The 24,204-nt window shown below is 72.0% G+C and carries 26 protein-coding genes; 15 read left to right on the top strand and 11 right to left on the bottom strand.

The annotated features are described in order from the left end of the window. Positions 1–111: 111 nt before the first annotated feature. The 9 genes from AB0F81_RS32740 to AB0F81_RS32700 all read left to right on the top strand — a co-directional run bounded on the left by AB0F81_RS32740 (position 112) and on the right by AB0F81_RS32700 (position 7,705). Positions 112–795 (top strand): hypothetical protein, encoded by a 684-nt coding sequence (locus tag AB0F81_RS32740; protein WP_360203488.1) that lies wholly within the window; start codon positions 112–114, stop codon positions 793–795. Between the two features lie 33 nt (positions 796–828). Continuing rightward, positions 829–1,605, top strand: a complete 777-nt coding sequence (locus AB0F81_RS32735; protein WP_360203486.1) for a DUF4142 domain-containing protein — start codon at positions 829–831, stop codon at positions 1,603–1,605. Between the two features lie 38 nt (positions 1,606–1,643). Beyond that, a complete protein-coding gene (locus AB0F81_RS32730) occupies positions 1,644–2,933 on the top strand; it encodes a Pecanex-like protein 1 (protein WP_360203484.1) in 1,290 nt (429 codons plus the stop codon). Between the two features lie 284 nt (positions 2,934–3,217). Then, the gene (locus tag AB0F81_RS32725) at positions 3,218–4,126 is read left to right on the top strand and encodes a DNA-3-methyladenine glycosylase 2 family protein (protein ID WP_360203483.1); all 909 of its coding nucleotides are present in this window, start codon (positions 3,218–3,220) and stop codon (positions 4,124–4,126) included. A 104-nt stretch (positions 4,127–4,230) separates the two neighbouring features. Then, complete coding sequence (locus AB0F81_RS32720; RefSeq protein WP_360203481.1) at positions 4,231–5,499, top strand: hemolysin family protein; 1,269 nt, start codon at positions 4,231–4,233, stop codon at positions 5,497–5,499. 64 nt (positions 5,500–5,563) lie between these two features. Then, positions 5,564–6,130, top strand: coding sequence for a GAF domain-containing protein (locus tag AB0F81_RS32715; RefSeq protein WP_360203480.1), 567 nt, complete (start codon positions 5,564–5,566; stop codon positions 6,128–6,130). Between the two features lie 26 nt (positions 6,131–6,156). After that, a complete protein-coding gene (locus tag AB0F81_RS32710; protein WP_360203478.1) occupies positions 6,157–6,354 on the top strand; it encodes a hypothetical protein in 198 nt (65 codons plus the stop codon). 34 nt (positions 6,355–6,388) lie between these two features. Continuing rightward, a complete protein-coding gene (locus AB0F81_RS32705) occupies positions 6,389–7,312 on the top strand; it encodes a YegS/Rv2252/BmrU family lipid kinase (RefSeq protein ID WP_360203476.1) in 924 nt (307 codons plus the stop codon). A 174-nt stretch (positions 7,313–7,486) separates the two neighbouring features. After that, entirely contained in the window at positions 7,487–7,705 is a 219-nt protein-coding gene (locus AB0F81_RS32700; RefSeq protein ID WP_360203475.1) for a hypothetical protein, read from the top strand. Between the two features lie 38 nt (positions 7,706–7,743). Here AB0F81_RS32700 and AB0F81_RS32695 read toward each other — a convergent pair whose 3' ends face one another. Further along, on the bottom strand, positions 7,744–8,847 hold the full coding sequence (locus tag AB0F81_RS32695; protein WP_360203474.1) for an MBL fold metallo-hydrolase: 1,104 nt from the start codon (positions 8,845–8,847) through the stop codon (positions 7,744–7,746). A 148-nt stretch (positions 8,848–8,995) separates the two neighbouring features. On the opposite strand from AB0F81_RS32695, the gene AB0F81_RS32690 reads away from it, so the two are divergent. Together AB0F81_RS32690 and dgt are read left to right on the top strand one after the other, a co-directional pair. Next, positions 8,996–9,514, top strand: a complete 519-nt coding sequence (locus AB0F81_RS32690; protein WP_360203510.1) for a hypothetical protein — start codon at positions 8,996–8,998, stop codon at positions 9,512–9,514. 10 nt (positions 9,515–9,524) lie between these two features. Beyond that, a complete protein-coding gene (dgt, locus tag AB0F81_RS32685) occupies positions 9,525–10,991 on the top strand; it encodes a dGTP triphosphohydrolase (protein WP_360203473.1) in 1,467 nt (488 codons plus the stop codon). 27 nt (positions 10,992–11,018) lie between these two features. Here the strand turns inward: dgt and AB0F81_RS32680 are convergent, their stop codons facing one another. The 7 genes from AB0F81_RS32680 to AB0F81_RS32650 form a co-directional block, all read right to left on the bottom strand. Next, positions 11,019–11,738, bottom strand: a complete 720-nt coding sequence (locus AB0F81_RS32680) for an SDR family oxidoreductase (protein WP_360203472.1) — start codon at positions 11,736–11,738, stop codon at positions 11,019–11,021. Positions 11,739–11,748: 10 nt separating this feature from the next. Continuing rightward, positions 11,749–12,525 (bottom strand): helix-turn-helix domain-containing protein, encoded by a 777-nt coding sequence (locus AB0F81_RS32675; RefSeq protein ID WP_360203470.1) that lies wholly within the window; start codon positions 12,523–12,525, stop codon positions 11,749–11,751. After that, complete coding sequence (locus AB0F81_RS32670) at positions 12,522–14,159, bottom strand: GMC family oxidoreductase (protein ID WP_360203469.1); 1,638 nt, start codon at positions 14,157–14,159, stop codon at positions 12,522–12,524. The genes AB0F81_RS32675 and AB0F81_RS32670 overlap by 4 nt, the downstream gene beginning before the upstream one ends. A gap of 38 nt (positions 14,160–14,197) precedes the next feature. Next, positions 14,198–15,811, bottom strand: coding sequence for a phospholipid carrier-dependent glycosyltransferase (locus tag AB0F81_RS32665; RefSeq protein ID WP_360203468.1), 1,614 nt, complete (start codon positions 15,809–15,811; stop codon positions 14,198–14,200). 15 nt (positions 15,812–15,826) lie between these two features. Continuing rightward, positions 15,827–16,288, bottom strand: coding sequence for a hypothetical protein (locus AB0F81_RS32660; protein WP_360203467.1), 462 nt, complete (start codon positions 16,286–16,288; stop codon positions 15,827–15,829). Between the two features lie 105 nt (positions 16,289–16,393). Then, positions 16,394–17,284 carry a CDP-alcohol phosphatidyltransferase family protein gene (locus tag AB0F81_RS32655; RefSeq protein ID WP_360203465.1) on the bottom strand — a complete coding sequence of 297 codons (891 nt, stop codon included), beginning with the start codon at positions 17,282–17,284 and terminating at the stop codon, positions 16,394–16,396. A 133-nt stretch (positions 17,285–17,417) separates the two neighbouring features. Continuing rightward, a complete protein-coding gene (locus AB0F81_RS32650) occupies positions 17,418–18,416 on the bottom strand; it encodes an acyl-CoA desaturase (protein ID WP_360203463.1) in 999 nt (332 codons plus the stop codon). Positions 18,417–18,523: 107 nt separating this feature from the next. On the opposite strand from AB0F81_RS32650, the gene AB0F81_RS32645 reads away from it, so the two are divergent. Both AB0F81_RS32645 and AB0F81_RS32640 read left to right on the top strand, forming a co-directional pair. Further along, positions 18,524–19,810 (top strand): sensor domain-containing protein, encoded by a 1,287-nt coding sequence (locus AB0F81_RS32645; protein WP_360203461.1) that lies wholly within the window; start codon positions 18,524–18,526, stop codon positions 19,808–19,810. Continuing rightward, on the top strand, positions 19,762–20,400 hold the full coding sequence (locus AB0F81_RS32640; protein ID WP_360203459.1) for a response regulator transcription factor: 639 nt from the start codon (positions 19,762–19,764) through the stop codon (positions 20,398–20,400). The genes AB0F81_RS32645 and AB0F81_RS32640 overlap by 49 nt, the downstream gene beginning before the upstream one ends. A gap of 53 nt (positions 20,401–20,453) precedes the next feature. On the opposite strand, the gene AB0F81_RS32635 is transcribed toward AB0F81_RS32640, so the two are convergent. Continuing rightward, positions 20,454–21,497 carry an oxidoreductase gene (locus AB0F81_RS32635; protein WP_360203458.1) on the bottom strand — a complete coding sequence of 348 codons (1,044 nt, stop codon included), beginning with the start codon at positions 21,495–21,497 and terminating at the stop codon, positions 20,454–20,456. Positions 21,498–21,584: 87 nt separating this feature from the next. Between AB0F81_RS32635 and AB0F81_RS32630 the strand changes: the two genes are divergently transcribed. Then, a complete protein-coding gene (locus AB0F81_RS32630; protein WP_360203456.1) occupies positions 21,585–22,163 on the top strand; it encodes an antibiotic biosynthesis monooxygenase in 579 nt (192 codons plus the stop codon). A 7-nt stretch (positions 22,164–22,170) separates the two neighbouring features. Here AB0F81_RS32630 and AB0F81_RS32625 read toward each other — a convergent pair whose 3' ends face one another. Both AB0F81_RS32625 and AB0F81_RS32620 read right to left on the bottom strand, forming a co-directional pair. After that, on the bottom strand, positions 22,171–22,863 hold the full coding sequence (locus tag AB0F81_RS32625) for a zf-HC2 domain-containing protein (RefSeq protein WP_360203455.1): 693 nt from the start codon (positions 22,861–22,863) through the stop codon (positions 22,171–22,173). Continuing rightward, positions 22,860–23,420: a sigma-70 family RNA polymerase sigma factor gene (locus tag AB0F81_RS32620; protein ID WP_360203453.1), complete on the bottom strand. Its 561-nt coding sequence runs from the start codon at positions 23,418–23,420 to the stop codon at positions 22,860–22,862. The genes AB0F81_RS32625 and AB0F81_RS32620 overlap by 4 nt, the downstream gene beginning before the upstream one ends. Positions 23,421–23,586: 166 nt before the next feature. On the opposite strand from AB0F81_RS32620, the gene AB0F81_RS32615 reads away from it, so the two are divergent. Next, the gene (locus AB0F81_RS32615) at positions 23,587–24,114 is read left to right on the top strand and encodes a hypothetical protein (protein ID WP_360203452.1); all 528 of its coding nucleotides are present in this window, start codon (positions 23,587–23,589) and stop codon (positions 24,112–24,114) included. The last annotated feature ends 90 nt before the right edge of the window (positions 24,115–24,204 follow it).

The raw sequence follows: 24,204 nt of genomic DNA, 5'->3' as shown, positions 1-24,204 counted from the left end.
CGCGCCGAATGTTCAACCGTCTCCGCACCCTCCCCGTACTACTGCCCGGAAATGGCAGAGCCATGAGGATTCAGCTGGAGGGGCCCTGTGGGACCGGATAAGCGAAAGTTGATGGTCGTCGGCGCAGCGCTGGCGGCGGTGGTAGCACTGCCCGGTTGCGCCCCGGCCGGATACAACGCGGCCGACTACGGCAACGCTGCTGAACCGGCGTCCAACGACATCACCGCCACGCCGGGCGCCACCGCCGACGCTGAGGCCACCGCTGAGCCCACGGCTCCCGCGGACCCGGCGGACGGCGAGGCGAACACCCCCGAGGTCAGCGACGAGCTCGCCACCACCTCGCTCACCGGCTCCAAGGTGCCGCGCATGGGCAAGGTCGTCGAGGACCAGGACGGCTTCGTGCTGTACCGGTTCGACGACGACAAGGACGACCCGGCGAAGTCCAACTGCAACGGCGACTGCGCCGAGGTCTGGCCGCCGGCGCTCACCAACGACGGGAAGCCGACGCTCAAGGGCGTCAAGGCGGACCTGGTCGGCACGGTGACCCGGGCGGACGGCACCAAGCAGCTGACCCTCAAGGGCTGGCCGCTCTACCGCTACCTCGGCGACAAGAAGCCGGGCCAGTGGAAGGGCCAGAACGTCGGCGGCAAGTGGTTCGTCATCAACCCGGACGGCACGAAGAACCTGACGTGCCTGCCCGCCATCTCGAAGCCGGTCGCACCGCCTGCCGACGACGAGGCCGAAGCCGGCGCCGAGGGCGCGGCTGAGGACTCCGGCAGCGACTACAGCTACTGATCGGCACACGAGGCATTGGAGGTTGGAGGAGAAATGAAGGCCCGCCGTACCCCCAGATGGCTGGTCGCGACCCTGGCACTGTCCCTGGCGTTCATGGTGACGCCGTCCGGAGTCGCTCACGCCGAAGACGCAGTGCCCGTGCCGCCGAACACCGGGTTGACCGACAAGGCCACCGGAACGCTGTCCGCCGCCGACCGTGACTTCGTCATCAAGGTGCGCCTCGCCGGGCTGTGGGAGGTTCCGGCCGGCAACATGGCCGCCGAGAAGTCGGAGAACACCACGGTCGCGAAGGTCGGCCGGGAGATCGCCAAGCAGCACGTCTCGCTCGACAACCTGACCCGCGCGGCCGCCAAGAAGCTCGGCATCAGCCTGCCGAACCAGCCGAACGGCGACCAGCAGTTCTGGTTGAGCGAGATGCGCAACGCGCCGACGCCGGCCCAGTTCGACCAGATCTTCATCGACCGGCTCCGCGCCGCGCACGGCAACATCTTTCCGGCGATCGGCACGATCCGGGCCACCACCCGCAACGACACGGTCCGCAAGCTGGCCCAGCACACCAACCAGTTCGTCATGACGCACATGACCCTGCTGGAGAGCAGCGGAATCGTCGATTACGCCGCACTGCCCACCGCGCCCGCACCGAAACCCGCGGCCGGCCAGGGCCCGGTGCCGGTCGACAACCAGATGCTCGTCGCGGCCACCGAGGGCGGCAGCGTCCCCGGCCTCAGCAACACCGTCATTTTGATCGTCCTCGCCGCCGCGCTGGTGGTCGGGGTTGTCACGACCATGCGCATCTTCCGCGCGCGGTAGGTATCACTCGCCCACGGCGACCAAGAAAGGTGTCACCCATGCGAAGGTCAAAGTACCGGCGCGCCAGTTCCCCGACGTGGTTCAGCGGTCGGCGCCGCATTATCGCCGTCGCGGCCACGCTGGTCGCGTTCGGCGGCATCGTGACCGTGACCCAGGTTTCGAACGCCAGCACCGACCGCAACACCAAGCGGGCCTTGGCAGCCTGTGACGACCTGGCCGCCCCGAACCAGTCTCGGCTGTCCACCGAGACGCGCCGGGGCACGTGGACCACGAACAACGGCCAGGTAACCCAGCACGCGGACGACGGCGCCGGCGATGTGGCGACGACGGCCGAGGTGCGCGCCCGTTGCCGGCAGTGGGTGATGAACAACGTCGCCAACGAGGAGGAGGCCTCCGACGAGGCCACCACCAACGCCCGCCGGGGCCGCGGCAACAACGGCGGCGGCGGCAACAACAACGGCGGCGCGCAGCCGTCCGCGCCGGCCGAGGAGCAGCCGAGCGCTCCGGCCGAGGACCCGAGCGCTCCGGCCGAGCAGCCGGGCGAGTCCGCCCCGCCCGCCGAGGGCGGCGAGCAGGGTGGTGACCAGGGTGGCGACCAGGGCGGTGACCAGGGTGGCGACCAGGGCGGCGACCAGGGCGGCGACCAGGGCGGCGACCAGGGTGGCGACCAGGGTGGCGACCAGGGTGGCGACCAGGGTGGCGACCAGGGCGGAGACCAAGGTGGCGACCAGGGCGGAGACCAGGACCAGCCCGACCCGGGCCAGACCACTCCGCCGCCCGGCGCCGGTCTCGGCATCCTGACCAACAGCTGCGACACCAGCAACCTGACCCCGCACGACGGTTTCCAGCGTGGCGACCGCTGCGTCTCCACCGAGTTCGGTGAGGTCGGCGCCGCCGCCAACAACCCGACGCTGCTGATCACGCAGGCGCCCGGCCAGGTGCGGGTGAACCAGCCGTTCACCCTGCAGGTCAGCACCCGCAACCTGATCCGTGACCGGTTCCTCGCGGCCGGCCAGGGTGGCTACTACGTGGAGAGCAGCGTCCTGCAGAACGGCCTGGTGCGCGGTCACTTCCACACCGCCTGCCGGATCCTGAACAGCCGCAGCCAGGCGCCCGACCCCGCGCCGGTGCCGGCGTTCTTCGTCGCGACCGAGGACAGCCGCGGTGGCGCTCAGCCGGACACGGTCACCATCCAGGTGCCCGGCCTGCCGGAGCGCGGCACGTTCCAGTGCTCGTCGTGGGCCGGTGACGGTTCGCACCGGATCCCGATGATGGAGCGCGCCAACCAGACGCCGGCCTTCGACTCGGTCCGGGTTCGCGTCCGCTGACCCGTACCGAGTGAGTCAACCGACGCGGAGCAATCGCCGTTCCGCCGGTACCGGACCGGACCGGGCTCTCCCAGCCCGGTCCGGGACCCCCCTCCGGTACCGTCGGCCGTCCCAACCCCTGCCGGACGGACCAGCGGCACTGCCCGGCCACCACCGGGCAGGCTCCGTACCGGGTGACCGGACCTTTCTCGGGTGTCCGGTCGCCGCCCGATGGCCCTGACCCTGGAGCACGGTCAGGGCCATCGGCCTGTTCACGGCACGGTCAGCGGTGGCATAGTTTGCCGGTGACTTCCGAGGTGACGCGCCGTCTGACCCCACCCGAGGGTTACCGGTTCGAGGCCTCGGTGCGGCCGCTGCTGGTGCCCAAGCACGACCCGTGCGGCGTGCTGTCCGACAGCGGGTTCTGGCTCGCGGCGCGTACCCCCGAGGGGCCGGCCACGCTGCACCTCGCGCGCTCCGGCGGTGAACTCGCCGCGACCGGCCATGGGCCGGGCGCGCGATGGATCGTCGATCGCGCGGACGCGATCGCCGGCCTGCGAGACGATCTGCGCGGCTTCGCCGCACTTGCCGCGCGACATCCGCTGGTCGGGCGCCTGGCCACCACCTTCGCCGGGGTACGGTTGCCGGCCACCGGACGGGTCTTCCCGCGGCTGCTCCGGGCGATCCTGGAGCAGAAGGTGACCGGCAAGGAGGCGCACCGGTCGTACCGGGCGATCTGCCGGCATTTCGGCGAGCCGGCGCCCGGGCCGGTGGATCTCGTGCTGCCGCCCGACCCGGCCGCCGTGGCGGCCACCCCCTACTGGACGTTCCATCCGTTCGGCGTCGAGCAGCGCCGCACCCAGGCCCTGCTGCGGGCGGCGCTGGTCGCCGAGCGGCTGGAGCGGTGCGCGGACGCGGCCGAGGCGACCGCCCGGATGACCGCGCTGCCCGGGATCGGCGTGTGGACCGCCGCCGAGACGGTGCGTTACGCCTACGGCGACCCGGACGCGGTCAGCGTCGGCGACTTCCACATCCCGAACACCGTCGCCTGGGCCCTGGCCGGTGAGGCCCGCGGCACCGACGACCGCATGCTGGAGCTGCTCGAACCCTTCCGGGGCCACCGGGGACGGGTCTGCGACCTGTTCGCCCTCGGCGGCATCGGGGCGCCCAAGTTCGGTCCCCGGATGCCGATCCGGTCCTTCGCCCGGTTCTGATTCCGGCGCTGCCTCCTCGCCCGCGCCCGTCGTCCGGCATGATCGATTCGTCCGAAGGGCCGGGTTGACACGGCGACTCCAGGAAAGGTCGGGAACAGGCACCAATGGATGGCATCGTCGGTCCGGTCCTGCTCGTCCTGGTGCTGACCCTGGTCAACGCCGTGTTCACCGGCAGCGAGATGGCGGTGATCTCGCTGCGCGACAGTCAGGTGCAGCGGCTGGAACGCGAGTCCCGCGGCGGCCGGGTGCTGGCCCGGCTGAGCCGCGACTCGAACCGGTTCCTCGCCACCATCCAGATCGGCATCACCCTCGCCGGTTTCCTGGCCTCCGCGATCGTCGCGAAGTCGTTCTCCGAACCGCTGGAGGAGCACCTCAGCGTGCTCGGCTCGGCCGCCCAGCCGGTCTCCACGGTGCTGCTCACCATCGTGCTGACCTTCGTCACGCTGGTCCTCGGCGAGCTGGCCCCGAAACGGATCGCCATGCAGCGGGCCGAGGCCTGGGCCCTGCTGATGGCCCGGCCGCTGGACGTGATCGCGACGTTCTCCCGGCCCGCGGTGTGGCTGCTCGGCAGGGTGACCGACGGCGTCGTACGCCTGGCCGGCGTGGACCCGACCGCCCAGCGTGACGAGGTCACGACCGAGGAGATCCGCGACATGGTGGCCGCCCAGCAGGAGTTCTCCGCCGAACAGCGGGAGATCATCTCGGGCGCCTTCGAGATCGCCGACCGGATCCTGCGGGAGATCCTGGTGCCCCGCCGCGACGTGCTCACCCTGGCCAGCGGCACGGCGGCGCCGGAGGCGCTGCGCACACTGATCGACGGCGGGCACTCCCGGGCGCCGGTGATCGGCCCGGCCGGCCTGGACGACGTGATCGGCGTGGTGCACCTGCGCGACCTGGTCGGCGCGGCCGGAGCGGTGGACGAGGTGGTGCGGCCGCCGCTGTTCCTGCCGGAGACGCTGCGCGTGTCGGACGCCCTCAAGCAGCTGCGCGGTGAGCGGCAGCCGCTCGCGCTGATCGTCGACGAGCGCGGCGCCATCGACGGGATCGTCACGATGGAGGACCTGGTCGAGGAGATCGTCGGCGAGATCTACGACGAGACCGACCGGGACGTCGCGGCGACCGTCCGCGAACCGGACGGCGCGCTGCTGATGCCCGGCTCGTTCCCGATCCACGACCTGCCGGACGTCGGCTTCCACGGGCACCCGCCGGAGGAGGGCGACTACACCACGATCGCCGGGATGGTGCTGGCCGCCCTCGGGCACATCCCGACCGAGCCGGGGGAGTCGGTGACACTGCCCGAGTTCACCGCCGAGGTGGTCGAGGTGACCGGCCGGGCCATCACCCAGGTGCGGGTCCGTCCCCTCGGCGACTGACTGGGTGTGCGACTTGGACGCTCGAACGGTTGCGTACCGGCCCGTCCTAAATAGGCTCGCATCCATGACTGTGTCGTCGAACGCCTACGAATACCTGGACAACGCCGGACCGCAGGAGCAGGCCCGGCTCGCGGCGGTGCGCCGCTACCGGCTGGTGGACCAGCCGGTCGAGGATGCGTACGACCGGATCGCCTTCGTGGCCGGCGCCATCTTCGAGACCCCGATCGCGACGGTGTCCCTGGTCGAGCAGGACCGGGTCTGGCTGGCCGCCTGTCAGGGCCTCGCCGGCGTGCGCGAGGTCGGCAAGGAGCCCGGGCTCTGCGCCTCGGTGATCGCGCAGGACGACGTGTACGTGATCAACAACGCCGCGGTGGACCCGCGCACGCTCGAGCATCCGCTGGTGCGTGGCGATCTCGGCCTGCGCTTCTACGCGGCCGCGCCGATCCGCACCCACGACGGTTACCGCCTCGGCACGGTCAACGTGATCGACAGCCGGCCGCGGGAGGCGAACCCGCGCCAGCTCAAGGCACTCGAGCACCTGGCCTCGATCGTCGCGGACGAGCTGGAGCTGCGGCTCATGGTGATTCGTAGTGCCGCCGCGGAACAACGGATGCGAGACACGGTGAGCTGATCTTGATTCGTGGGTACACCGTACTCATGATTTGGAACTTTGCTCGCAAAATTGTCCTTACCGCTGTCCTCGTCCCGCTCGGCGCGGCCGGCGCCCGCGCGCTCAGCGACCGCATCGAGCGCCGCCGCGGATCCAACCGGGTCAGCCGGCTCCTGCGTCAGGGCGCCGACACCGCGCAGACCCTGTTCGGCCGCAAGAAGCACCGCCGGTTCGGCTTCCGCTGATTCAAATTTTTCCGTACGGGGTAACGGCGGCGACATGCGAACCCCCCGCACGATCGCCGTCGTTGCCCACCAGCGCAAGACCCTCGGTGGCGGCCTCGACGAACTGCGCCGGCGCATCACCGGCCAGGGCGTCGAGGAACTGCTCTGGTTCGAGGTGCCGAAAAGCCGCAAGGCGCCGAAACAGGTCCGCAAGGCCGTCGAAGCCGGCGTCGACCTGCTCGTCGTCTGGGGCGGTGACGGCCTGGTCCAGCGCAGCCTGGACGTGCTGGCCCAGGAGAAGGGCGGCAGCAAGATCCCGGTCGCCATCATCCCGGCCGGCACCGGCAACCTGTTCGCCGGCAACCTCGGCATCCCCACCGACCTGGAGAAAGCCGTCGAGATCGCCTTCCACGGCGAACGCCGCCGCTTCGACCTCGGCCGGCTCTCCGGCGAGCACTTCGCGGTGATGGCCGGCGTCGGCTTCGACGGCGCGATGATCAAGGATGCCGACGGCGACCTGAAGGACCGGCTCGGCAAGCTCGCCTACGTCTGGACCGGCATCCGCCACGTCAACGGCGAGGCGCCGCGCGCGACGATCGAGATCGACGGGTCGCCCTGGTTCGACGACGAGGCCAGCTGCGTGCTGATCGGCAACGTCGGCACGATCACCGGCGGCATCCGGGCCTTCGACGACGCGGAGCCGGACGACGGCTGGCTCGACGTCGGTGTGGCCACCGCGCAGGGCGCCCTCCAGTGGGCCCGCGCCCTCGGCACGATGGCGGTGGGCCGCTCCGACCGGTCGCCTTTCGTGCGCACCACGCGCGCCCGCCGTGTCGACGTCAAGCTCGAATCCAAGCTGGTCTACGAACTCGACGGCGGCGCCCGCGCCAAGACCAAGAAGTTCACCGCGTCGGTGGTCCCGGCCGCCGTCAAGATCTGCGTCCCCGCCTCCACCGACCCGGACGCGCCCACCAGCTAGCCCCCGGCGCCCACGCCGCCGGCGATCGGTCGCACGTTTGAAGTGACTGAAAGGCGACAGAGACCTTCGTCGTGGTCCGTGCCGGGGCGTGCCCTATCCGCCCCGGGATCCTCTGGATCGCGCACCACCGCTGAGCCCAGACTGGCTGTCACTGTTCGACTCCAGGGGGTTCACATGAGGCACTATCTCGGCGCTCTGCTGGCCACCGGTGGGCTGATCGTCGTGACCCACCGGGTAGGCCGCACACGCGGGGCCTGGCGGGAGGCCAGGCCGGCGCGGTTCTCGGTGCGCAGCGGCCGCAAGCTGGCCTGGTCGCACACCGCCCGATTAGCCGCCGGCGTGGCGGCCGTGATCATCGGGCTGCTGATGGCCGGTTTCGAACTGGCCCGCTGATCAGGCCGGCCGCGCGGCGGCTGGTGCGCCGGTTGTGGTCAGGCGATCTGCTGCCACCAGCCGTCGACCGCGGGCGGGTTGTCCACGTCCACCCGCTCGCCCGGGCGGGGGATGGCCAGCCGCACGTCGCGGGCTTTCGCCTCGCGCCAGGTGCGGTCGGCCGGCTCCGCCCAGTCGTGCAGGGCCAGGTTGAACGTCGCCCAGTGCACCGGGATCATCAGCCCGCCGCGGACGTCCACGTGCACCGCGACGCCGTCCTCCGGGAACATGTGGATGTCCGGCCACTGCTCGCCATAGGCCCCGACCTGCACCAGCGTGGCGTCGAACGGGCCGTGCTCGGCGCCGATCTCGGCGAAGCCGGGGAAGTAGCCGGTGTCACCGGAGTAGAAGACCTTGCGGGTCGGCCCGTTGATCACCCAGCTGGCCCAGAGCGTCTCGTCCCGGCTGAACCCGCGGCCGGAGAAGTGCCGGGCCGGGGTCGCGACGAACTCCACGCCGGCCACCTTGGCCTTCTCGTGCCAGTCCAGCTCGATGATCCGGGTCTCCGGGACACCCCAGCGCTCCAGGTGCGCGCCCACCCCGAGCGGGACCAGGAACGGGGCGGCCTGCAGGTCGACCAGGTTCTGGATGGTGACCATGTCCAGGTGGTCGTAGTGGTCGTGGGAGATCACCACGGCGTCCAGCGGGGGCAGCTCCCGCAGCGGCATCGGCGGCTCGTGCAGCCGGCGCGGGCCGGTCAGCCGGGACGGCGAGCAGCGGTCGCTCCACACCGGGTCGAGCAGCACCCGTCGCCCCTCGATCTCCACGAGCGCGGACGAGTGCCCGTACCACGTGATGTGCAAACCTTGGGCGTCGGCGCCGGCGGCGGGGGTGACGACCGGGACCGGCTGGTGCGGCCGGCGGGCTTCGCGGCCGGTGGCCGCGGCCGCGGCCAGGCGCGGCATCGAGGCCGCGGTGATCTCGCTGGCCGGCACGGTGTTGCGGAACTTGCCGCCGGAGAACTGCGGCGAGGCCTCGATGCGGGCGCGGCGGGTGCCGCGCGCCCGCGCGCCGAGCTGGGCGGGAAGGTCGCGGACGGCCCAGACCGCCGCGGCGCCCAGGGCCAGAGCCATGACTGTACGGGTGCGTGCACGCTTCGCCATGCGCCCAGTCTGACCGGGATCAGCCGCCCTCTGCCAGCGCCTGCCTCAGCGTCGTCTCAGCAAGTGACGCGTATGACAAACTGCCGCGGTGACGATCCCCACCCTTCAGTCCCAGCATGAGCTCATCGTGCGCCAGCGCATCCGGCTCATGGTCAACCAGTACGAGGTCCACGCCGCCGGGCCGAACGGGCAGGAAGCCGGCATCCTGGCTTTCGCCCAGCAGAAGCGGATGGCCTTCAAGGAGCAGGTCACCCTCTACACCGACGACACCAAGCAGACCCCGCTGCTCGGCTTCCGGGCCCGCCAGGTGATCGACCTCGGCGCGACCTACGACGTGACCGACGCCGCCGGCCAGCCGATCGGCCTGTTCCGCAAGCAGTTCGGCGCCTCCCTGCTGCGCTCCACCTGGACGCTGGAGCAGCCCGGCTACGGCGAGCTGGTCGGCCAGGAGCGCAACCCCTGGGTGGCGGTGCTGCGCCGGTTCGTGGACTCGCTGTCCTGGCTGCCCTACCACTTCGACTTCACCGTCGGCGGGCACCCGGCGTTCTCCGTGGTGCGCAAGTGGGGCCTGCGGGACTCGTTCCATGTGACGATCCAGGACCCGAACCTGGACCGCCGGCTGGTCGTGGCGATGGCGGTCGCACTGGACGCGCTGCAGTCCCGGTAACCTCCCGGGCATGGACGATCCCCGTGCCCAGCGGCTCTTCGGCGACAGTCTGGTCGCCCCCGGTGACCTCGCGTCGAGCCCGTTCCGGGTGGACCGGGACCGGATCGTCAGCTCGCCGTTCCTGGCCCGGCTGGCCGGTGTCACCCAGGTGATCAGCCCCGGTGGCGCCGGTCTGCTGGTGCACAACCGGCTCACCCACAGCCTCAAGGTCGCCACGGTGGGCCGGGCGATCGCCGAGCGGCTCCGCGACGATCAGCCGGACCTGGCGGAGAAGCTGGGCGGCTGCGACCCGGACGTGGTGGAGGCGGCCGCGCTCGCCCACGATCTGGGGCACCCGCCGTTCGGGCATCTCGGTGAGCGGGTGCTGGACCGGCTGGCCCGGCACCGGCTGCGGCTGCGGGACGGGTTCGAGGGCAACGCCCAGTCGTACCGGATAGTGACCAGCACCGAGATCCGTGGGCAGGCGACGATCGGGCTGAACCTGACCAACGCCACCCGCGCGGCGATTCTGAAATACCCGTGGACCCGGCGCGACCACCCGGACCCGCACCCGCGGTTCATGGAGCCGCCGCCGCGCGGCGCCGCGGCCGTGCCGGACGACCCGGACGGCGGCTCGCTGAAGTTCGGGGCGTACTCGACCGAGGTCGGGGACGTGCGGGCGGCCCGGGCGCCGTTCGCCGGGCGGGTCGCCGACTGGCAGCAGACCGTCGAGGCCTCGGTGATGGACACCGCCGACGACATCGCCTACGCCATCCACGACCTGGAGGACGTGCACCGGGTCGGGGTCCTCCAGCAGGGCGCGGTCGCCGCCGAGCTGATGGCCTGGCAGCGCTGGCGGGACGAGACCGACCTGAACCGGGCCGGTGGCGCAATCGAGTCGCTGCGCCGGCAGCTGCACCGCAAGGACGGCTGGATCGCCGACGACGAGGCGTTCGCCGACGCGGTCGAGCTGGTCCGGGCCGAGCTGGTGGACGGTCTGCTGGCCCGCCCGTTCGACGGGTCGCTGGAGGCCGAGGCGAGGGTGGCCGCGTTCTCGGCGAACTGGACCCGGCGCCTGGTCGAGTCGATCGAGATGATCGGCCAGCCGGCGGTGCGCAGCGGGCACGTGCAGCTGGCCCGGGCGCAGTGGCACGAGGTGCAGATCCTCAAGTTCGTGCAGAACCGGTTCGTGCTGGAGCGCCCCGACCTGGCGCTGCACCAGCGCGGGCAGGCCCGGCTGCTGGCCTCCCTGGTGGAGGCGCTGCTGGCCTGGCTGACCGACCCGGACGAGGCGCAGCGCCTGCCGCGCCGGCTGCGCGACCTGGTCGAGCTGGCCGAGGCGGAGCTGCCCGCGGACACCCCGGAGCGGATCGGCCGGGCCCGCGGCCGGGCGGTGATCGACTTCGTGGCCGGGCTGACCGACAGCCAGGCCGTCGGCCTGATGGAGGCGCTGTCCGGCCGCTCCCGCCAGCTCTGGACCGACGCCTTCGTCCTCTGAGGACGACGAGGCCGGTGAGGACGATGGTCAGACGAGCAGGCCGCCGGTGGCGTGCAGGGTCTGGCCGGTCAGCCAGCCCGAGTCCGGCCCGGCCAGGAAGGCGACGACCGCCGCGACGTCCGGCGGCTGCCCGAGCCGCTGGAGCGCGGTGAACGCGGCCGTCTGCTGCAGCGCCTCCGGCGGGTTGGTCCCGCGCAGCATGTCGGTGTCGGTGGCGCCCGGCGCGACGGTGTTCACGGTGATCCCGCGGCCGCCCAGCTCCCGGGCCGCCACCTTGGTGACCTGTTCGAGAGCGGCCTTGCTCGCGCAGTAGAGGGCGAGCCCCGGCGCCGGGACCACGGTGTTCAGCGTGGAGAGGTTGATGATCCGGCCGCCGTCGCGCAGCAGCGGGATCGCCTCCTTGATGGCCAGCAGCGGGAACTTCGCGTTGATCGTCATGATCCGGTCGAAGTCCTCGCCGGTGAGGTCGGCGATCGGCAGGGTCGCGCTGATCGCGGCGTTGTTGACCAGGATGTCCAGCCCGTCGCGGACCAGGTCGAACAGGGCCGGCAGGTTGCCCGGGTCAGCCTGGTCGCAGCGCACCGCCACGCTGTTCTCGACCGTGGCGGCCAGCTCCTCGGCGGCCGCCTTGCTGTCGCGATAGGTGAACACCACGCGGGCTCCGTCGGCGGCGAGCCGCTGGACCACGGCCCGGCCGATGCCGCGGGAACCGCCGGTGACGATGGCCGTCTTTCCGGTGAGTGTCATGCCCCTGAAGCTAGCGAGGCACAGCGGTCGCGTCTTGAAGCAATGCGCGCAGCTCGGTCGGAGCCACGCCGGCCATCACCCGTACCTCGCGGGTGAAGTGCGGCTGATCGGCGTACCCCGCATCGGCCGCCGCGGCCGGCAGCGACCTGCCCAGCGCGACCAGATCGACGGCGCGCTGGAAGCGCGCGATGCGCGCGACCCGGCCCGGGGAGAGGCCGATCCGGCGCTGGAACCCGGTCTCCAGCCGGCGCCGGCCCACCCCGAGTTCGGCCGCCACGGCGGCCACCCGGGGCCCCTGCTGCAGCCGCTTCCACGCCGCGGTGACCAGCGGATCCTCGCGGCCCGGCCGCAGCCGGGCGGCGAGCCAGCCGTCGAGCAGGGCGAAGCGGCCCGCCCAGTCGGGGATCGCGGCCAGGCGCTCGGCGAGCTCCGCGTCGCGGCCGCCGATCAGCTCACCGAGGGGTACGGAACGCTCCGTGAGCTCCCGCATCGGCACACCGAGCAGTGCCCGCACCCCGTCGGGGGTGAGGCCGACCGTGACGCCGTGTCCCCACCGGTCGGCGGCGGAGATCACCGGCCGGCTGCTCGCCCCGGTCACCACCCGCCCCGCGCCGGTGATGTCGATGATCAGCGCCGGGACGTTGATCGGCAGGACCCGGTGCCCGATCGGTTCCGTGGTGCGGAAGCCGCTGTAGGCGAGGACGTGCCCGCGCAGCCGGGGATGCGGCCGGCGCACGACCGTCTCGCACGGCGCCGGGACCGGCGAGGCCGGCAGCGAGTGGATCATCGCGGGCGCAGGCGCAGCGCGGCCGGCGCGTGCGCCGGGACGGCCGGGGACCGGGGCGCGACCGGCGCCACCCGCTGGTAGCCGGCGCCGAGGGCCGGCCGCTGGTCCGGTTCACCCTTGTTCGGCCAGAGCGCGATCGCCCGCTCGGCCATCGCGGTGATGGTCAGCGACGGGTTGACGCCGAGGTTCGCCGGGACCGCCGAGCCGTCCACGACGTGCAGGCCGGGATAGCCGTAGACCCGGTGGTAGGCGTCCAAAACCCCCTCGGCGGGCGAGGCGCCGATCGTGGCGCCGCCGAGGATGTGCGCGGTCAGCGGGATGTTGACGATGTCGCCGACCGTGCCGCCGGGATAGCCGCCGATCCGGTCGGCGATCCGGCGCACCGCCTCGTGACCGACCGGGATCCAGGTCGGGTTGGGGTTGCCGTGCCCCAGCGAGGTGGTGAGCCGCCCGCGCCGGGTGCGCCGCACCGTCAGCGAGTTGTCGATCGACTGCATGACCAGCGCGATGATGGTCCGCTCGCTCCACCGGCGCACCGAGATCGAGTGGGCGAACACCACCGGGTGCCGCAGCGCCTCCCAGAGGAACCGGAGCGGCCGCGGGACCCGGCCGCCGTCCACCAGGATCGTCGAGAGCAGGCCCATCGCGTTGCTGCCCGGGCCGTAGCGGACCGGCTCGATGTGGGTGTGCTCGTCGGGGTGGAACGACGAGGTGATCGCGATGCCCTGGGAGAACGGCCGCTCCGGCACCTCCTTGGTCTCCGCGCCGAGCAGCGCCTCGGAGTTCGTCCTGGTCAACTGGCCGAGCCGGTCGGAGATGTGGGGCAGCACGCCGGTGTCCTTCATGGCGTGCAGCAGCCGCTGGGTGCCGAGCGCACCGGCCGCCAGGATCACCTGGCCGGCGGTGAACGACCCGTTCCGGGTGGAGAGCAGCCAGCCGTCGGCTGCCGGGCGCAGGGCGGTCACCTCGGTGTCCGGGTGCACCACGGCGCCGGCCCGCTCGGCCAGGTAGAGGTAGTTGACGTCGAGCCGGTTCTTGGCGCCGACCCTGCAGCCGATCATGCAGTTGCCGCACTCCACGCAGCCGGTCCGGTCCGGCCCGGCGCCACCGAAGTACGGGTCCGGCACCGTCTTGCCCGGCTCTCCGAAGTAGACGCCGACCGGGGTGCGCCGGAACGTGCGCCCCACCCCCATGTCCTCGGCGACCTGCTGGAACACCTCGTCGGCGGCGGTCATCGTGGGCTGCTGGGTGACCCCGAGCATCCGCGACGCCTGGTCGTAGAAGACGGCGAGCTCGGCCGCCCAGTCGGTGATCCCGGACCAGTGCGGGTCGGCGAAGAACGCGGCGGGCGGCACGTACAGCGTGTTCGCGTAGACCAGCGAGCCACCGCCGACGCCGGCCGCGGAGAGCACCATGACGTCCTTGAGCAGGGTGATCCGCTGCATGCCGCGCAGGCCGAGCTTCGGCGCCCAGAGGAAGTTGCGCAGGTCCCACGAGGTCTTGGGCAGCGTTTCCGGGGTGAACCGGCGGCCGGCCTCGAGCACGCCGACCCGATAGCCCTTCTCCGCCAGCCGCAGTGCGCTGACGCTGCCACCGAAGCCGCTGCCCACGATCACGATGTCGTAGTGCGTCATCGCATCACCTAAGCATTACTCGCCGGTAACCGGAAGGGTCACCGTCGATAGATGCTGATCGAGTAGCCGACCCGGTCGATCTTCCGGCTGCTCTCGATCAGCCGTTTCAGGCGCGGGCCGGCCAGCGCCACCCGCGACTCGGAGACCACCAGCAGGCCCCGGACCTGGTCCTCCGGCACCGCGTACGGGTCCTCGGCGGTGATCCCGTAGTAGGTGGGCACCCCGGCGCCCTTGTAGACCAGCCAGATCCGCTCACCCGGGTACCGCGACTTCAGGTGTTGCCCGAGCCGGGCCAGGTCCTGGCCCCAGTCGACGTTCGCGTCGTGCAGGTTCTCGCTGGTGTGTGCGGTCCCGCCGAACGCCACGTTCGAATAGGGCAGGTAGTAGGGGAAGGTCATCAGCGAGCCGGCCGCCACGGACAGCACCAGCAGTCCGGTGACGATGCGTGACCAGCGGAGGCGGATCAGCGCCACGGTGCCCGCCGCGACCGCGAGGAACAGGGGCAGGACGATCACGTACCGGGTGCCGAAGTTGCGGCTGCCGGCCATGGTCACCAGCACCGCCACCGCGGAGACCGGCAACAGGTAAAGGGCCGCGACCCGCAGCTTCGGCAGCACCAGCATCGTGATCATGCCGGCCGCCCAGAGCGCCAGCATGCCGAGCGGCGTCTTGATCAGGATCGCGACCGGCATGTAGTACCACGGTGACCCTCGGTAGGCCTCACCGAGCAGGAACCCGTTGAACAGCTTCGCCTCGAACCGGAACTGGATCAGCATCCCGTCCCGGTAGGCCTGCGGGAACGGCATCAGGTCCACCGCCAGCCCTTTCAGCCCGCCCGGATCGGGCAGGCCGGGCGGGGTGGTCCAGCGCAGCCGCGGATCGACCGCCAGATAGGACAGCCAGACCACCACCACCGCGAGCAACCCCACCCCGGCCGCGGCCCCGGCGGCCACCAGCAGGCGGCGCCGCAGCGCCGGTCGCTCCGGGCGGTTCCCCTGCGCATGCCACAGCGACAGCCCGGCAAGAGCGACCAGCAACGGTACGGCGGGAAGCACGCTCATCCGGGTGGCCAGTGCCGCACCCAGCGCCGCCCCCGCCAGGGGCAGACAGAGCTGTGGCCTCTCCCGGGCGCGCCAGGTCAGCCAGAAGGCGGTGAGCAGCATCCCCGCCGCCGGCACGTCCAGGGTGGCCAGCGAGCCGTGGGCGATCACGTCGGGGGAGAAGGCGTAGAGCGCGAGCGCGACCAGCCCGCCCACCGGCCCCGCCAGGTCCCGCGCGAAGGCCAGCACGACCAGCCCGAACAGCAGCGTGAGCAGGATGATCGGCAACCGGGCCAGGAGCATCAGCTGGAACGGGTTGTTCCCGTTCTCGTAGAGCAGGTGCCGCCCCAGCCGGGTCTGGTTGCCCGGATAGTTCGGATCGAGGTCGGCGCCGCCGAACGCGGTCCCGGCCGCCATGATCAGCTTGCCGAGCGGCGGGTGCTCCGGGTTGTAGCGCAGGCTGTGCTGCTGCCGGTAGACCTCGGCGGTCGCCACGTAGACCGGCTCGTCGATCGTCGGCGACTGCTGCACCGCCGTGGTGACCATGGCGAACGCCATCTGCCCCAGTAGTGCGACGACGGCGAGCAGGTAGAGCAGGCGTCGTCGTGGCATCCGGCAAATCTAGCGTCAGACTCCGACGGTACGCGTGGCGACCAGCCCCCGGGCGGCGTCGCCGGTGACCGACGGCATCTCCAGCGCCCAGCCGCCGGCGAAGCATCCGTCCGTGGCCAGGGTGTGCCCGCTCAGATGCCGCCGCCCGAACGCGGTCGCGCAGGCGTCACCCGGAAGGGCGAGCTGGGCGGCGTGCAGCGGGCCGGCCGTGCCGGGGGCGAAGACCTCGAAGTGCAGGTGCGGCCAGCGGCTCGCCCCGGCGTCCGGGAAGGCGCCGGCGAACGTGACCCAGCCGGCCGGGTCGGCGCTCTGCCGTCCGGCGCAGGGCTGGGCGCCGGTGGGCTCGCAGTGCCACAGGCTCACCGCGTACCCCGGCAGGGGCCGGCCGGAGGCGGTGCTCAGCAGGCGCAGGCGGACGGTGAGCGGCACGCCCCGCGTCCGCTCGGCGGGCCGGTCCGGAGAGAGCGTGACGGTCATGATCGTCTGTTCGGCACCGGCCTTGCGGGTCCGCGCCGAATGCCGGTTTCAAAACGGGAGCACCCCCGGCGGAATCCGCCGGGGGTGCTCGTCGAGCCGATGGGGTCAGACCGTGGTGTGCAGCGGCTGGGTGGGCAGCTGCTCCTGGTAGGCCGCGAACTCCTGCTGCGCCGCCGCCAGCTTGCCCGGGAAGGCCTGGCAGGTGCGGAGCAGCTTGTAGATCAGGAACGCCTCGAAGGCGAGCAGGCCGGCTCCGGCCGCGATGGTGACCGGGAAGATCAGGCCGGTCAGCGGGGCGACGATGAAGACGAACATCTCGTACTCGATACCGCTGATCAGGTGGGTCCGGATCCGGCGCGCCCGGAGGAAGTCGCCGACCCGCCGCTTGAGGCCGGGGTTGCCGGCCGGCGGCGCGGACGCCTCCTCGGGCATCTCGTCGCCCGGCTCCGCCATGTCGGCGGCCGACTCGGCGTGCACCGGCTGCGGCGGGCGCAGCTCCAGCAGTTGGTCGCTCATGCTGCGGCGGACCTTCTGCATCTGGCTGCTGTTCAGGTAACGGAACAGGTCGAGGAAGCCCACGACGGCCATCAGCCAGAGGTACGCGTCGTTGCCGGTCTGCACGTACTGCCCGCCGAAGAGCGCCAGCCCGATGAAGAAGACCCGCACCCGGTCGAGCACGAAGTCGAGCCACTGCCCGAACATCGTCCCGGTCCCGTTCAGCCGGGCGATCTTGCCGTCCATGCAGTCGACCACGAAGCTCAGGTGGAACAGCAGGGCCCCGGCGATCAGGGACCAGCGGTCACCGAAGGCGAAGCAGACGGCCGCACCGGTGCCGAAAATGGTCGCGATGAGAGTCAGAACGTTGGGCGTGATCCACCGGTAGGGCGCAACCAGACGCACCAGCCGGGCCGCCAGCGGGTCGACCAGAATTACGGTCCACCACGCGTCGACCGGCTTATAGGTCCGCTCCCGGATCTCCTGCAAGGTCACCTTCACGCGCGGCACTCTAAACCTTAATTGTTGGCAAACGGTGGGTACCCCCGGAACTTTAGCGGCTCGGCGCGGCCCCCGATTTCGGCGGGCGGGTGGAACGGCATAAATAGCCCGATCGGTGTGGAGGTCGGACCTCTCAGCCCCGCAGGTCCGCCCCAACGTCGTGCAGGTGGCGCAGCGCCTGCGCGTAGGAGTCCCGCAGGCTCGTGACCTCGTACGGAACCCCGATCTCGGCACAGTACCGCTGCACGACCGGCTGCGCCTTGCGCAGGTTGGGCGTCGGCATGGCCGGGAACAGGTGGTGCTCGATCTGGTAGTTCAGGCCGCCCAGCGCCGCGTCGATCAGCCGGCCGCCCCGCACGTTGCGCGAGGTCAGGACCTGTTTGCGGAGGAAGTCCTCGGTGCCGTCCGGGTGCGGCATGCCCTTGTGGTTCGGTGCGAAGGTCAGGCCCAGGTAGACACCGAACAGCGCCTGGTGCACGACGAGGAAGGCCAGCGCCTGCAGCGGGGAGAGCACCAGGAGCAGGGCGGCCGCGTACCCGATGAAGTGGGTGGCCAGCAGTGCGGCCTCCAGGCCGCGCCGCTTCACGGTGCCGTCGCGCAGGGCGCGGACGCTGTCCCGCTTGAGGGAGAGGCCCAGCAGGGTGAGCAGCGGGAAGAAGAAAAAGGCCTGGTATTTCACGAGGAAACCCTTGCCGCGGGCCGCCTCCCGGCTCCAGACCAGCACGCCCGGGCCGACGTCCGGGTCCAGATCGTCGTGGTTCGGGTTGGCGTGGTGCTTGGTGTGCTTGTCCATCCAGTATCCGTAGGACATGCCGATCGCCAGGTTGCCGGCGATCAGCCCGGCCCGCGCACTCGGCTTGTTGGTGCGGAACACCTGCCGGTGCGCCAGGTCGTGCGCCACCAGCGCGACCTGGGCGAAGACCACGGCCAGGAACACGGCCACGGCGAGCGTCCACCAGGAGGCGCCGACCAGGAAGAAGGCGGCCCAGCCGCCGATCAGGCCCAGGGAGACCAGACCGAGGCGTACGGCGTAGTAGGCGGGCCGCCGGCGCAACAGCCCCGCCGCGTTGATCCGGCGGTTCAGCTCCGCGAAGTCGCTGCCGGCCGTCCTGGTCTCGGTTGTCGTCGTCATGATCCCAGCGAACCGTGCCGCCGGCTTCCGGTCAGGAGTGCCAGACCCCGCACGGTGGTAGGGCTGGCACTACCGACACGGTGGTGTACGGCGGCCAGGATGAGGTCATGGAGTCCCGTGACTGGATCCGCGACGGCATCCGAGCAGTGGCCGGAGGGGTGCTCGCCATCCCGCTCGCCATCCTGAACATTCCGCTGTTCGTGCTCTTCGTGGTGTCGCTCGTGCTGACCCCGGTGCTGGGCCTCGGTCTGGTCCTGCTGCCGCTGGTCACGATGCTGATCCGGGCCCGGGCCGATCTGGCCCGGCGGCTCGGGGCCGGGTTCGGGGTGCCGGCCGCCCGGCCGTACCGGCCCCGTCCGGAGCGGTCGCCGGTGGGCAGCCTGCGTCGCTACCGGTGGCTCATGACCGACCCGGCGACCTGGCGCGACCTGGCCTGGCTGCTGCCGGGCACGGTCACCGGCCTGGTCCTGGGCGTGCTGTCGCTGGCCGTGCCGCTCTACGGCATCCAGGGCATCCTGCTGCTGCCACTGTGGATCTGGCTGGGCACCGGCAACTACGGGTACGGCATGATCTGGCCGATCGACACCCTCGGCGAGGGTTTCCTGTCGCTGCCGCAGGGCGCACTGATCCTGGCCATCGGCATCGCGGCGGCGCCCTACCTGCGCTGGGTGGACGCGCACGTCAACCGGTTCTTCCTGGGCCCGACCCGCAACGCCGAGCTGCGCCTGCGCGTCAGCGAGCTCACCGTCACCCGGGCCGACACGGTCGACGCGCAGGCCGCCGAGCTGCGCCGCATCGAGCGGGACCTGCACGACGGCGCCCAGGCCCGGCTGGTCGCGCTCGGCATGACGATCGGCCTGGCCGAGGAGATGGTCGGGTCCGACCCGGAGACCGCCCGCAAGCTGCTCGCCGAGGCGCGGGAGACCAGCTCGACCGCGCTCGTCGAGCTGCGGCACCTGGTCCGCGGCATCCACCCGCCGGTGCTCGCCGAGCGCGGGCTGGAAGGTGCGGTTCGGGCCCTGGCCATGGCCCTGCCGATCCCGACCAGTGTGGGCGCCGCGGTGCCGGGGCGGTTCGACACCCCGGTCGAGTCGGCGGCCTACTTCGCGGTCGCCGAGGTGCTGGCGAACATCACCCGGCACAGTTTCGCCCGCAACGCCGAGGTGCAGCTCTGGCACAGCGACGACGTGCTGCACATGCGGGTCTGCGACGACGGGCTGGGCGGGGCGGACCCGGCCGGCGGCACCGGGCTGCGAGGCATCGAACGCCGTCTCGCCGCCTTCGATGGCACGATGATCCTGTCCAGCCCGCCGGGCGGGCCGACCGTCGTGACCATGGAGCTGCCGTGCGCGTTGTCATCGCCGAGGATCTCGCCCTCCTCCGGGACGGTTTGACGCGACTGCTGCAGGCGTACGACTTCGAGGTGGTGGCCGCGGTCGACAACGGACCGTCGCTGCTGCCGGCCCTGGTGGAGCACCGGCCGGACGTGGCTGTGGTCGACGTACGGCTGCCGCCCACCTTCACCGACGAGGGGTTGCAGGCGGCGATCGCGGCCCGCTCGGTGGTGCCGGGCCTGCCGGTGCTGGTCCTCTCCCAGCACGTCGAGCCGCTCTACGCCCGGGAGCTGCTGACCGACCGCAACGGCGGAGTCGGCTATCTGCTGAAGGACCGGGTGTCGCACGTCGCGCAGTTCGTCGACGCGGTGCGCCGGGTCGCCAAGGGCGGCACGGCGATGGACCCGGAGGTGGTGTCGCAGCTGCTGGCCCGGCACCAGTCCCCGCTGGCGGCGCTGACCGCCCGGGAGCGGGACGTGATCGGCCTGATGGCCGAGGGCCGGTCGAACGCGGCGATCGCGGCCAAGCTCTTCATCGGGGAGAAGGCGGTCAGCAAGCACATCAACAGCATCTTCACCAAGCTGGCGCTGCCGCCGTCCGACGACGACAACCGCCGGGTCCTGGCCGTCCTCGCCTACCTCAACGGCTGACCCTCGCGGGGGAGGTTCGGGCGCGCGGCGCACCCGAACCTCACGCGGTGATCTCAGCGCCAGGAGAGGCGGGCGATACGGCCGGCCTCGCCGGACGCCCAGCAGGAGCCGTCGGCGGCGCAGTCCACGGCGTCGAAGCTGCCGGTGTCGAACCGGCGCCAGGTGAACCCGCCGTCGTAGGAGATGTCGCTGCCGGTCGGCCCGACGGTCAGCGCGGTCCGCCCGCGGCCGGTCCACGCCACCCCGGAGCGGTACTCACCCGGAACCTTCTTCGCCACCGTCCAGTGCCGGCCACCGGACCAGCTGACCGCCGCGCCGTCCGGCGCCGCTTCCGGGACCGCGTAGTCGCCGCCGACCGCGAGCCCGGTGCGGGAGTCGCGGAACGCCAGCGAGTAGATGCCCGCACTGGGCCCGCTCGGCACCGACGAGTCGGTGACCGACCAGCTCCGGCCGCCGTCGTGGGAGGTGAAGACCCGGGCGGTGGCCCCACCGCCGGTGGCGAACCAGGCATGCCGCCCGGACGAGACCAGGCAGGTCCCGCTGGCCGCGAAGGCGAACTCGCCGGGGAGCGCGTCCGGCATCCCGGTGGTCGGCCGGACCCGCCAGGTCCGCCCGCCGTCGCTGGTCGCGAGGATCCGGAACTTCCCGTCGACCGGGTCGGACAGGGCCAGCCCGTGCCGCCGGTCGGAGAACGTCAGGCAGTCGTAGAAGGCCACCGGGTCCTCGTTGCGGAACGTCTCCGTCCAGGTACGGCCACCGTCCGACGTCGCGTACACCCGGGAGTCGGTGCCGTTACCGATGGTGAGCGCGACCGCGTGGCGCGCGTCGGCCGCCTCGATGTCGCGGAACTGCAAGGCGGCCGCCTCGGGCGGCCCGACCGAGGCCCAGTTGCGGCCGCCGTCGACCGTGCGCAGGACGGTGCCGGCCGATCCGGCGGCCCACGCGACCTTGGCGCTGACCGGGGCGAGCCCGCGGAACCGGGCGGTCGACCCGGTGTCGCTGAGCTGCCAGGAGGGCCCCCGCCCGGGGGTGAACCCGGTGCCGGCGACCATGACGAGAGCGAGTGCTGAGATCGACAACTTTCGTTGCAGCGTCATACCCGGGCAACTTACCGTCCGGCCCGGCGATGTGGGGTACGGCACTCGGTCTTGGAGCTGAAACAAGTGGTTACCACAATGTGAGACATGCAGACCCTGACGGAACTCCCCGTGACCGTGGCCATCACGCGCCGTGCTGACCCCGAGCGCGCGGCCGAGATGACCGCCTGGGTCCGGGCGGGTGCGTCTCTCGCCGAGGACTTCCCCGGCTTCCTCGGCACCGGCTGGGTCCGGCCCGAGCCGGGTTCCGCCGAGTGGCACATGCTCTACCGCTTCGCCGACGAGGAGTCGCTGCGCAACTGGGAGGAGTCGGCGCAGCGGCAGTGGTGGCTCTCCTCGGCCGAGGGCTTCGTCGAGCACACCCGCGTCGAGCGGCGGACCGGCATCGAGGGCTGGTTCGACCCGCCGCAGGAGCGCCAGGTCGACGAGCCCGCCGTGGCCGCGCCGCCGGCGCCGCCCGCGCCGCCGCGCTGGAAGCAGGCGGTCACCATCTGGCTCGGCTTCTTCCCGGTCAGCCTGGTCGCGGCGGTCCTGCTCGCCCCGCACCTGCGGGGGCTGAACGTGGTGCTGAGCACGCTGATCAGCACCCTCTGCCTGACCCCGGTGATGACCTACCTGGTCCTGCCGCGGGTCACCAAGGCGCTCCAGCCCTGGCTGCGCCGCTGACGCCCGGCTAGACCGGCACCTCGATCAGTTTGCGGCCCGCCAGGGTCTCCACCCGGACGGCGGACACGTCCGCCGGCGGCACCAGCGCGGCGCCGTCGACGGTGGTGCCGGCCGCCGACGTCGCCGAGACCTGCCAGGTCCCGGCCTCCCGGCGGCTACCGTCCCGCGCCACCACGTAGAGCCGGCACTGCTCGCCCGGCCGGACCCCACCGACCGTGGCCCGGACCCGGACCCAGCCGTCGGCGGGCTGAACCGCCACGGTCATGGTCGTGCCGGTGGTGGCATCCGCGCCGCTCCCGGTGCGGGTGCCGGGTGCGGTGCCGGCCGACGGCATCGGCTGCGGCGCCGCGGAGTTCTCCACCAGGGCACCACCGCCGAGCAGTCCACCGCCCAGCACGGCCGCTCCGGTCACCACGGCCGCGGCCGCCTGGATGGTCCGGCGCTTCAGCCGCGGCCGGGAGCGTTCCTCGCGAGCCTGCCGCAGCGTGCGTTGCAACAGCAGGTCACCGTCCTGCGGTGGCCCGTCGATCAGCGCCTCCGGCGGGAGAGCGCCGAGGGCGGTCTCCATCCGGCGCAGGCCGGCCACGTCGTCGCGGCAGTCTGCGCAGTCCGCCAGGTGCTCTTCGACCGCGTCCTGCTCGGCACGGTCGAGAACCCCGAGAAGGTACGCACCCAGCAGCTCCGAGTCGTGCGGGCTCATCCGGTGGTCCCCTCTGCCGCGACCACCAGCGGACGTGCCGGCTCACCGATCGCCTGCCGTAACCGCCGCAGCGCGTGATAGCTGCGCGACTTGACCGTACCGGCGGGAACACCCAGGTGGGCGGCCGCCTCCTCGACGCTGCGCCCCTCGAAGTAGAGAGCGCGCAGCACGTCGCGGTGCTCGGCGGACAGCTTCTCCAGCGCGCCGAGCAGCACCATCGAATCCACCACCGTGTCCGCGTGGTCACGTTCCACCGGGACGGTGGCGCCGGTCTCGGCCACCTCGGTGGGACGGGCCTGGCGGGCGCGGTGCCGGTCGATGGCGACGTTGCGCGCGATGGTGAACAGGTAACCGCGGACCGAGCCCTTCTCGTCGGCCAGCGCCTCCGGCCGGCGCCAGGCGCGGATCAGCGTCTCCTGCACGACGTCCTCGCCGAGCGAGCGGTCACCCATCAGCCGGGTCGCGTACGCGAGCAGCGCGCCGCCGTGTTCCAGGTAGAGCCGGCGGATCAGATAGTCGTCGCTCGTGCTCTCCCGGGTCGTGCGGCGCTGTGTCAAAGGCTCCTCCCGCCTCGATCCTTCCCGGCGCCGGCGCCGCCGTAATCGCCCTGAAGGGGGACGAACCGGTGGGGGTCACCCGCGGGGAGGAACCCGTGAACCCGGTCGCCCGGCCCGTCGTGGTGGCAGTGAACCCCGGCAGGGGCCGAGAAAACGGGAGGACACCATGAACCGGATCAAGAGCGGAATCGTCGGCGTCGTGGCGGTCGCGGTCGCCGTGGGCGCCAGCCTCTTCGGCGGCGGGCAGGCCGCCCAGGCGGCGAGCTACCGGCAGCACTGCAGTGACTGGAACCAGTCGCGGATCCTGTCCGACGCGGACTCGTGGGGCCGGATCTCCCAGCGGGTCTGCATCGAGTGGGCGCCCTGGGACGACGCGGTCCGGCAGAAGATCGAGACCCGGATCGACTGGCCGTCCCACTACCGCACCTGGAAGAACAGGGCGCTCTACGTCGGCGACCTGCAGCACTGGGTGGACGGGAAGAACCGCGGCCGGCACATCGCCAAGGTCTCCTGCGACAAGGGCTCGTTCGCCTACGCGGGTGACTACGGGAGCTGGCGGATCACCCGCTGCCACACCCCGTGGGCGGACCTGCGCGACGGCACCTACTGGGCCTGGGGCAGGACCTCCTTCGCCTACGACGGCACGTACCGCACGCTCGGCACCTCCGCGCGGTACGGAGTGGAGTTCTCCTAGTACTGCTACGGCGGTTCGTAGCTTCCGAGCGTGCTGAGTCGTTTGCGGTAGTGGGAGTCACGGGATCGTTGAAGGCAGCGGCGGCGGAAG

Source organism: Actinoplanes sp. NPDC024001 (assembly GCF_040638955.1).
In the GTDB taxonomy this organism is placed as follows: Bacteria; Actinomycetota; Actinomycetes; order Mycobacteriales; family Micromonosporaceae; genus Actinoplanes.
The sequence above is the reverse complement of the archived record's forward strand: the minus strand, read 5'-3'. Positions and strand labels throughout refer to the sequence as shown.

Bases quoted from the DNA above. Each gene is read 5' to 3' on its own strand.
- AB0F81_RS32740 (WP_360203488.1), top strand. From the start codon at position 112: ATGGTCGTCGGCGCAGCGCTGGCGGCGGTGGTAGCACTGCCCGGTTGC.
- AB0F81_RS32735 (WP_360203486.1), top strand. From the start codon at position 829: ATGAAGGCCCGCCGTACCCCCAGATGGCTGGTCGCGACCCTGGCACTG.
- AB0F81_RS32730 (WP_360203484.1), top strand. From the start codon at position 1,644: ATGCGAAGGTCAAAGTACCGGCGCGCCAGTTCCCCGACGTGGTTCAGC.
- AB0F81_RS32720 (WP_360203481.1), top strand. From the start codon at position 4,231: ATGGATGGCATCGTCGGTCCGGTCCTGCTCGTCCTGGTGCTGACCCTG.
- AB0F81_RS32715 (WP_360203480.1), top strand. From the start codon at position 5,564: ATGACTGTGTCGTCGAACGCCTACGAATACCTGGACAACGCCGGACCG.
- AB0F81_RS32710 (WP_360203478.1), top strand. From the start codon at position 6,157: ATGATTTGGAACTTTGCTCGCAAAATTGTCCTTACCGCTGTCCTCGTC.
- AB0F81_RS32705 (WP_360203476.1), top strand. From the start codon at position 6,389: ATGCGAACCCCCCGCACGATCGCCGTCGTTGCCCACCAGCGCAAGACC.
- AB0F81_RS32700 (WP_360203475.1), top strand. From the start codon at position 7,487: ATGAGGCACTATCTCGGCGCTCTGCTGGCCACCGGTGGGCTGATCGTC.
- AB0F81_RS32695 (WP_360203474.1), bottom strand. From the start codon at position 8,847: ATGGCGAAGCGTGCACGCACCCGTACAGTCATGGCTCTGGCCCTGGGC.
- AB0F81_RS32690 (WP_360203510.1), top strand. From the start codon at position 8,996: ATGGTCAACCAGTACGAGGTCCACGCCGCCGGGCCGAACGGGCAGGAA.
- dgt (WP_360203473.1), top strand. From the start codon at position 9,525: ATGGACGATCCCCGTGCCCAGCGGCTCTTCGGCGACAGTCTGGTCGCC.
- AB0F81_RS32680 (WP_360203472.1), bottom strand. From the start codon at position 11,738: ATGACACTCACCGGAAAGACGGCCATCGTCACCGGCGGTTCCCGCGGC.
- AB0F81_RS32675 (WP_360203470.1), bottom strand. From the start codon at position 12,525: ATGATCCACTCGCTGCCGGCCTCGCCGGTCCCGGCGCCGTGCGAGACG.
- AB0F81_RS32670 (WP_360203469.1), bottom strand. From the start codon at position 14,159: ATGACGCACTACGACATCGTGATCGTGGGCAGCGGCTTCGGTGGCAGC.
- AB0F81_RS32665 (WP_360203468.1), bottom strand. From the start codon at position 15,811: ATGCCACGACGACGCCTGCTCTACCTGCTCGCCGTCGTCGCACTACTG.
- AB0F81_RS32660 (WP_360203467.1), bottom strand. From the start codon at position 16,288: ATGACCGTCACGCTCTCTCCGGACCGGCCCGCCGAGCGGACGCGGGGC.
- AB0F81_RS32650 (WP_360203463.1), bottom strand. From the start codon at position 18,416: ATGACGACGACAACCGAGACCAGGACGGCCGGCAGCGACTTCGCGGAG.
- AB0F81_RS32645 (WP_360203461.1), top strand. From the start codon at position 18,524: ATGGAGTCCCGTGACTGGATCCGCGACGGCATCCGAGCAGTGGCCGGA.
- AB0F81_RS32635 (WP_360203458.1), bottom strand. From the start codon at position 21,497: ATGACGCTGCAACGAAAGTTGTCGATCTCAGCACTCGCTCTCGTCATG.
- AB0F81_RS32630 (WP_360203456.1), top strand. From the start codon at position 21,585: ATGCAGACCCTGACGGAACTCCCCGTGACCGTGGCCATCACGCGCCGT.
- AB0F81_RS32625 (WP_360203455.1), bottom strand. From the start codon at position 22,863: ATGAGCCCGCACGACTCGGAGCTGCTGGGTGCGTACCTTCTCGGGGTT.
- AB0F81_RS32615 (WP_360203452.1), top strand. From the start codon at position 23,587: ATGAACCGGATCAAGAGCGGAATCGTCGGCGTCGTGGCGGTCGCGGTC.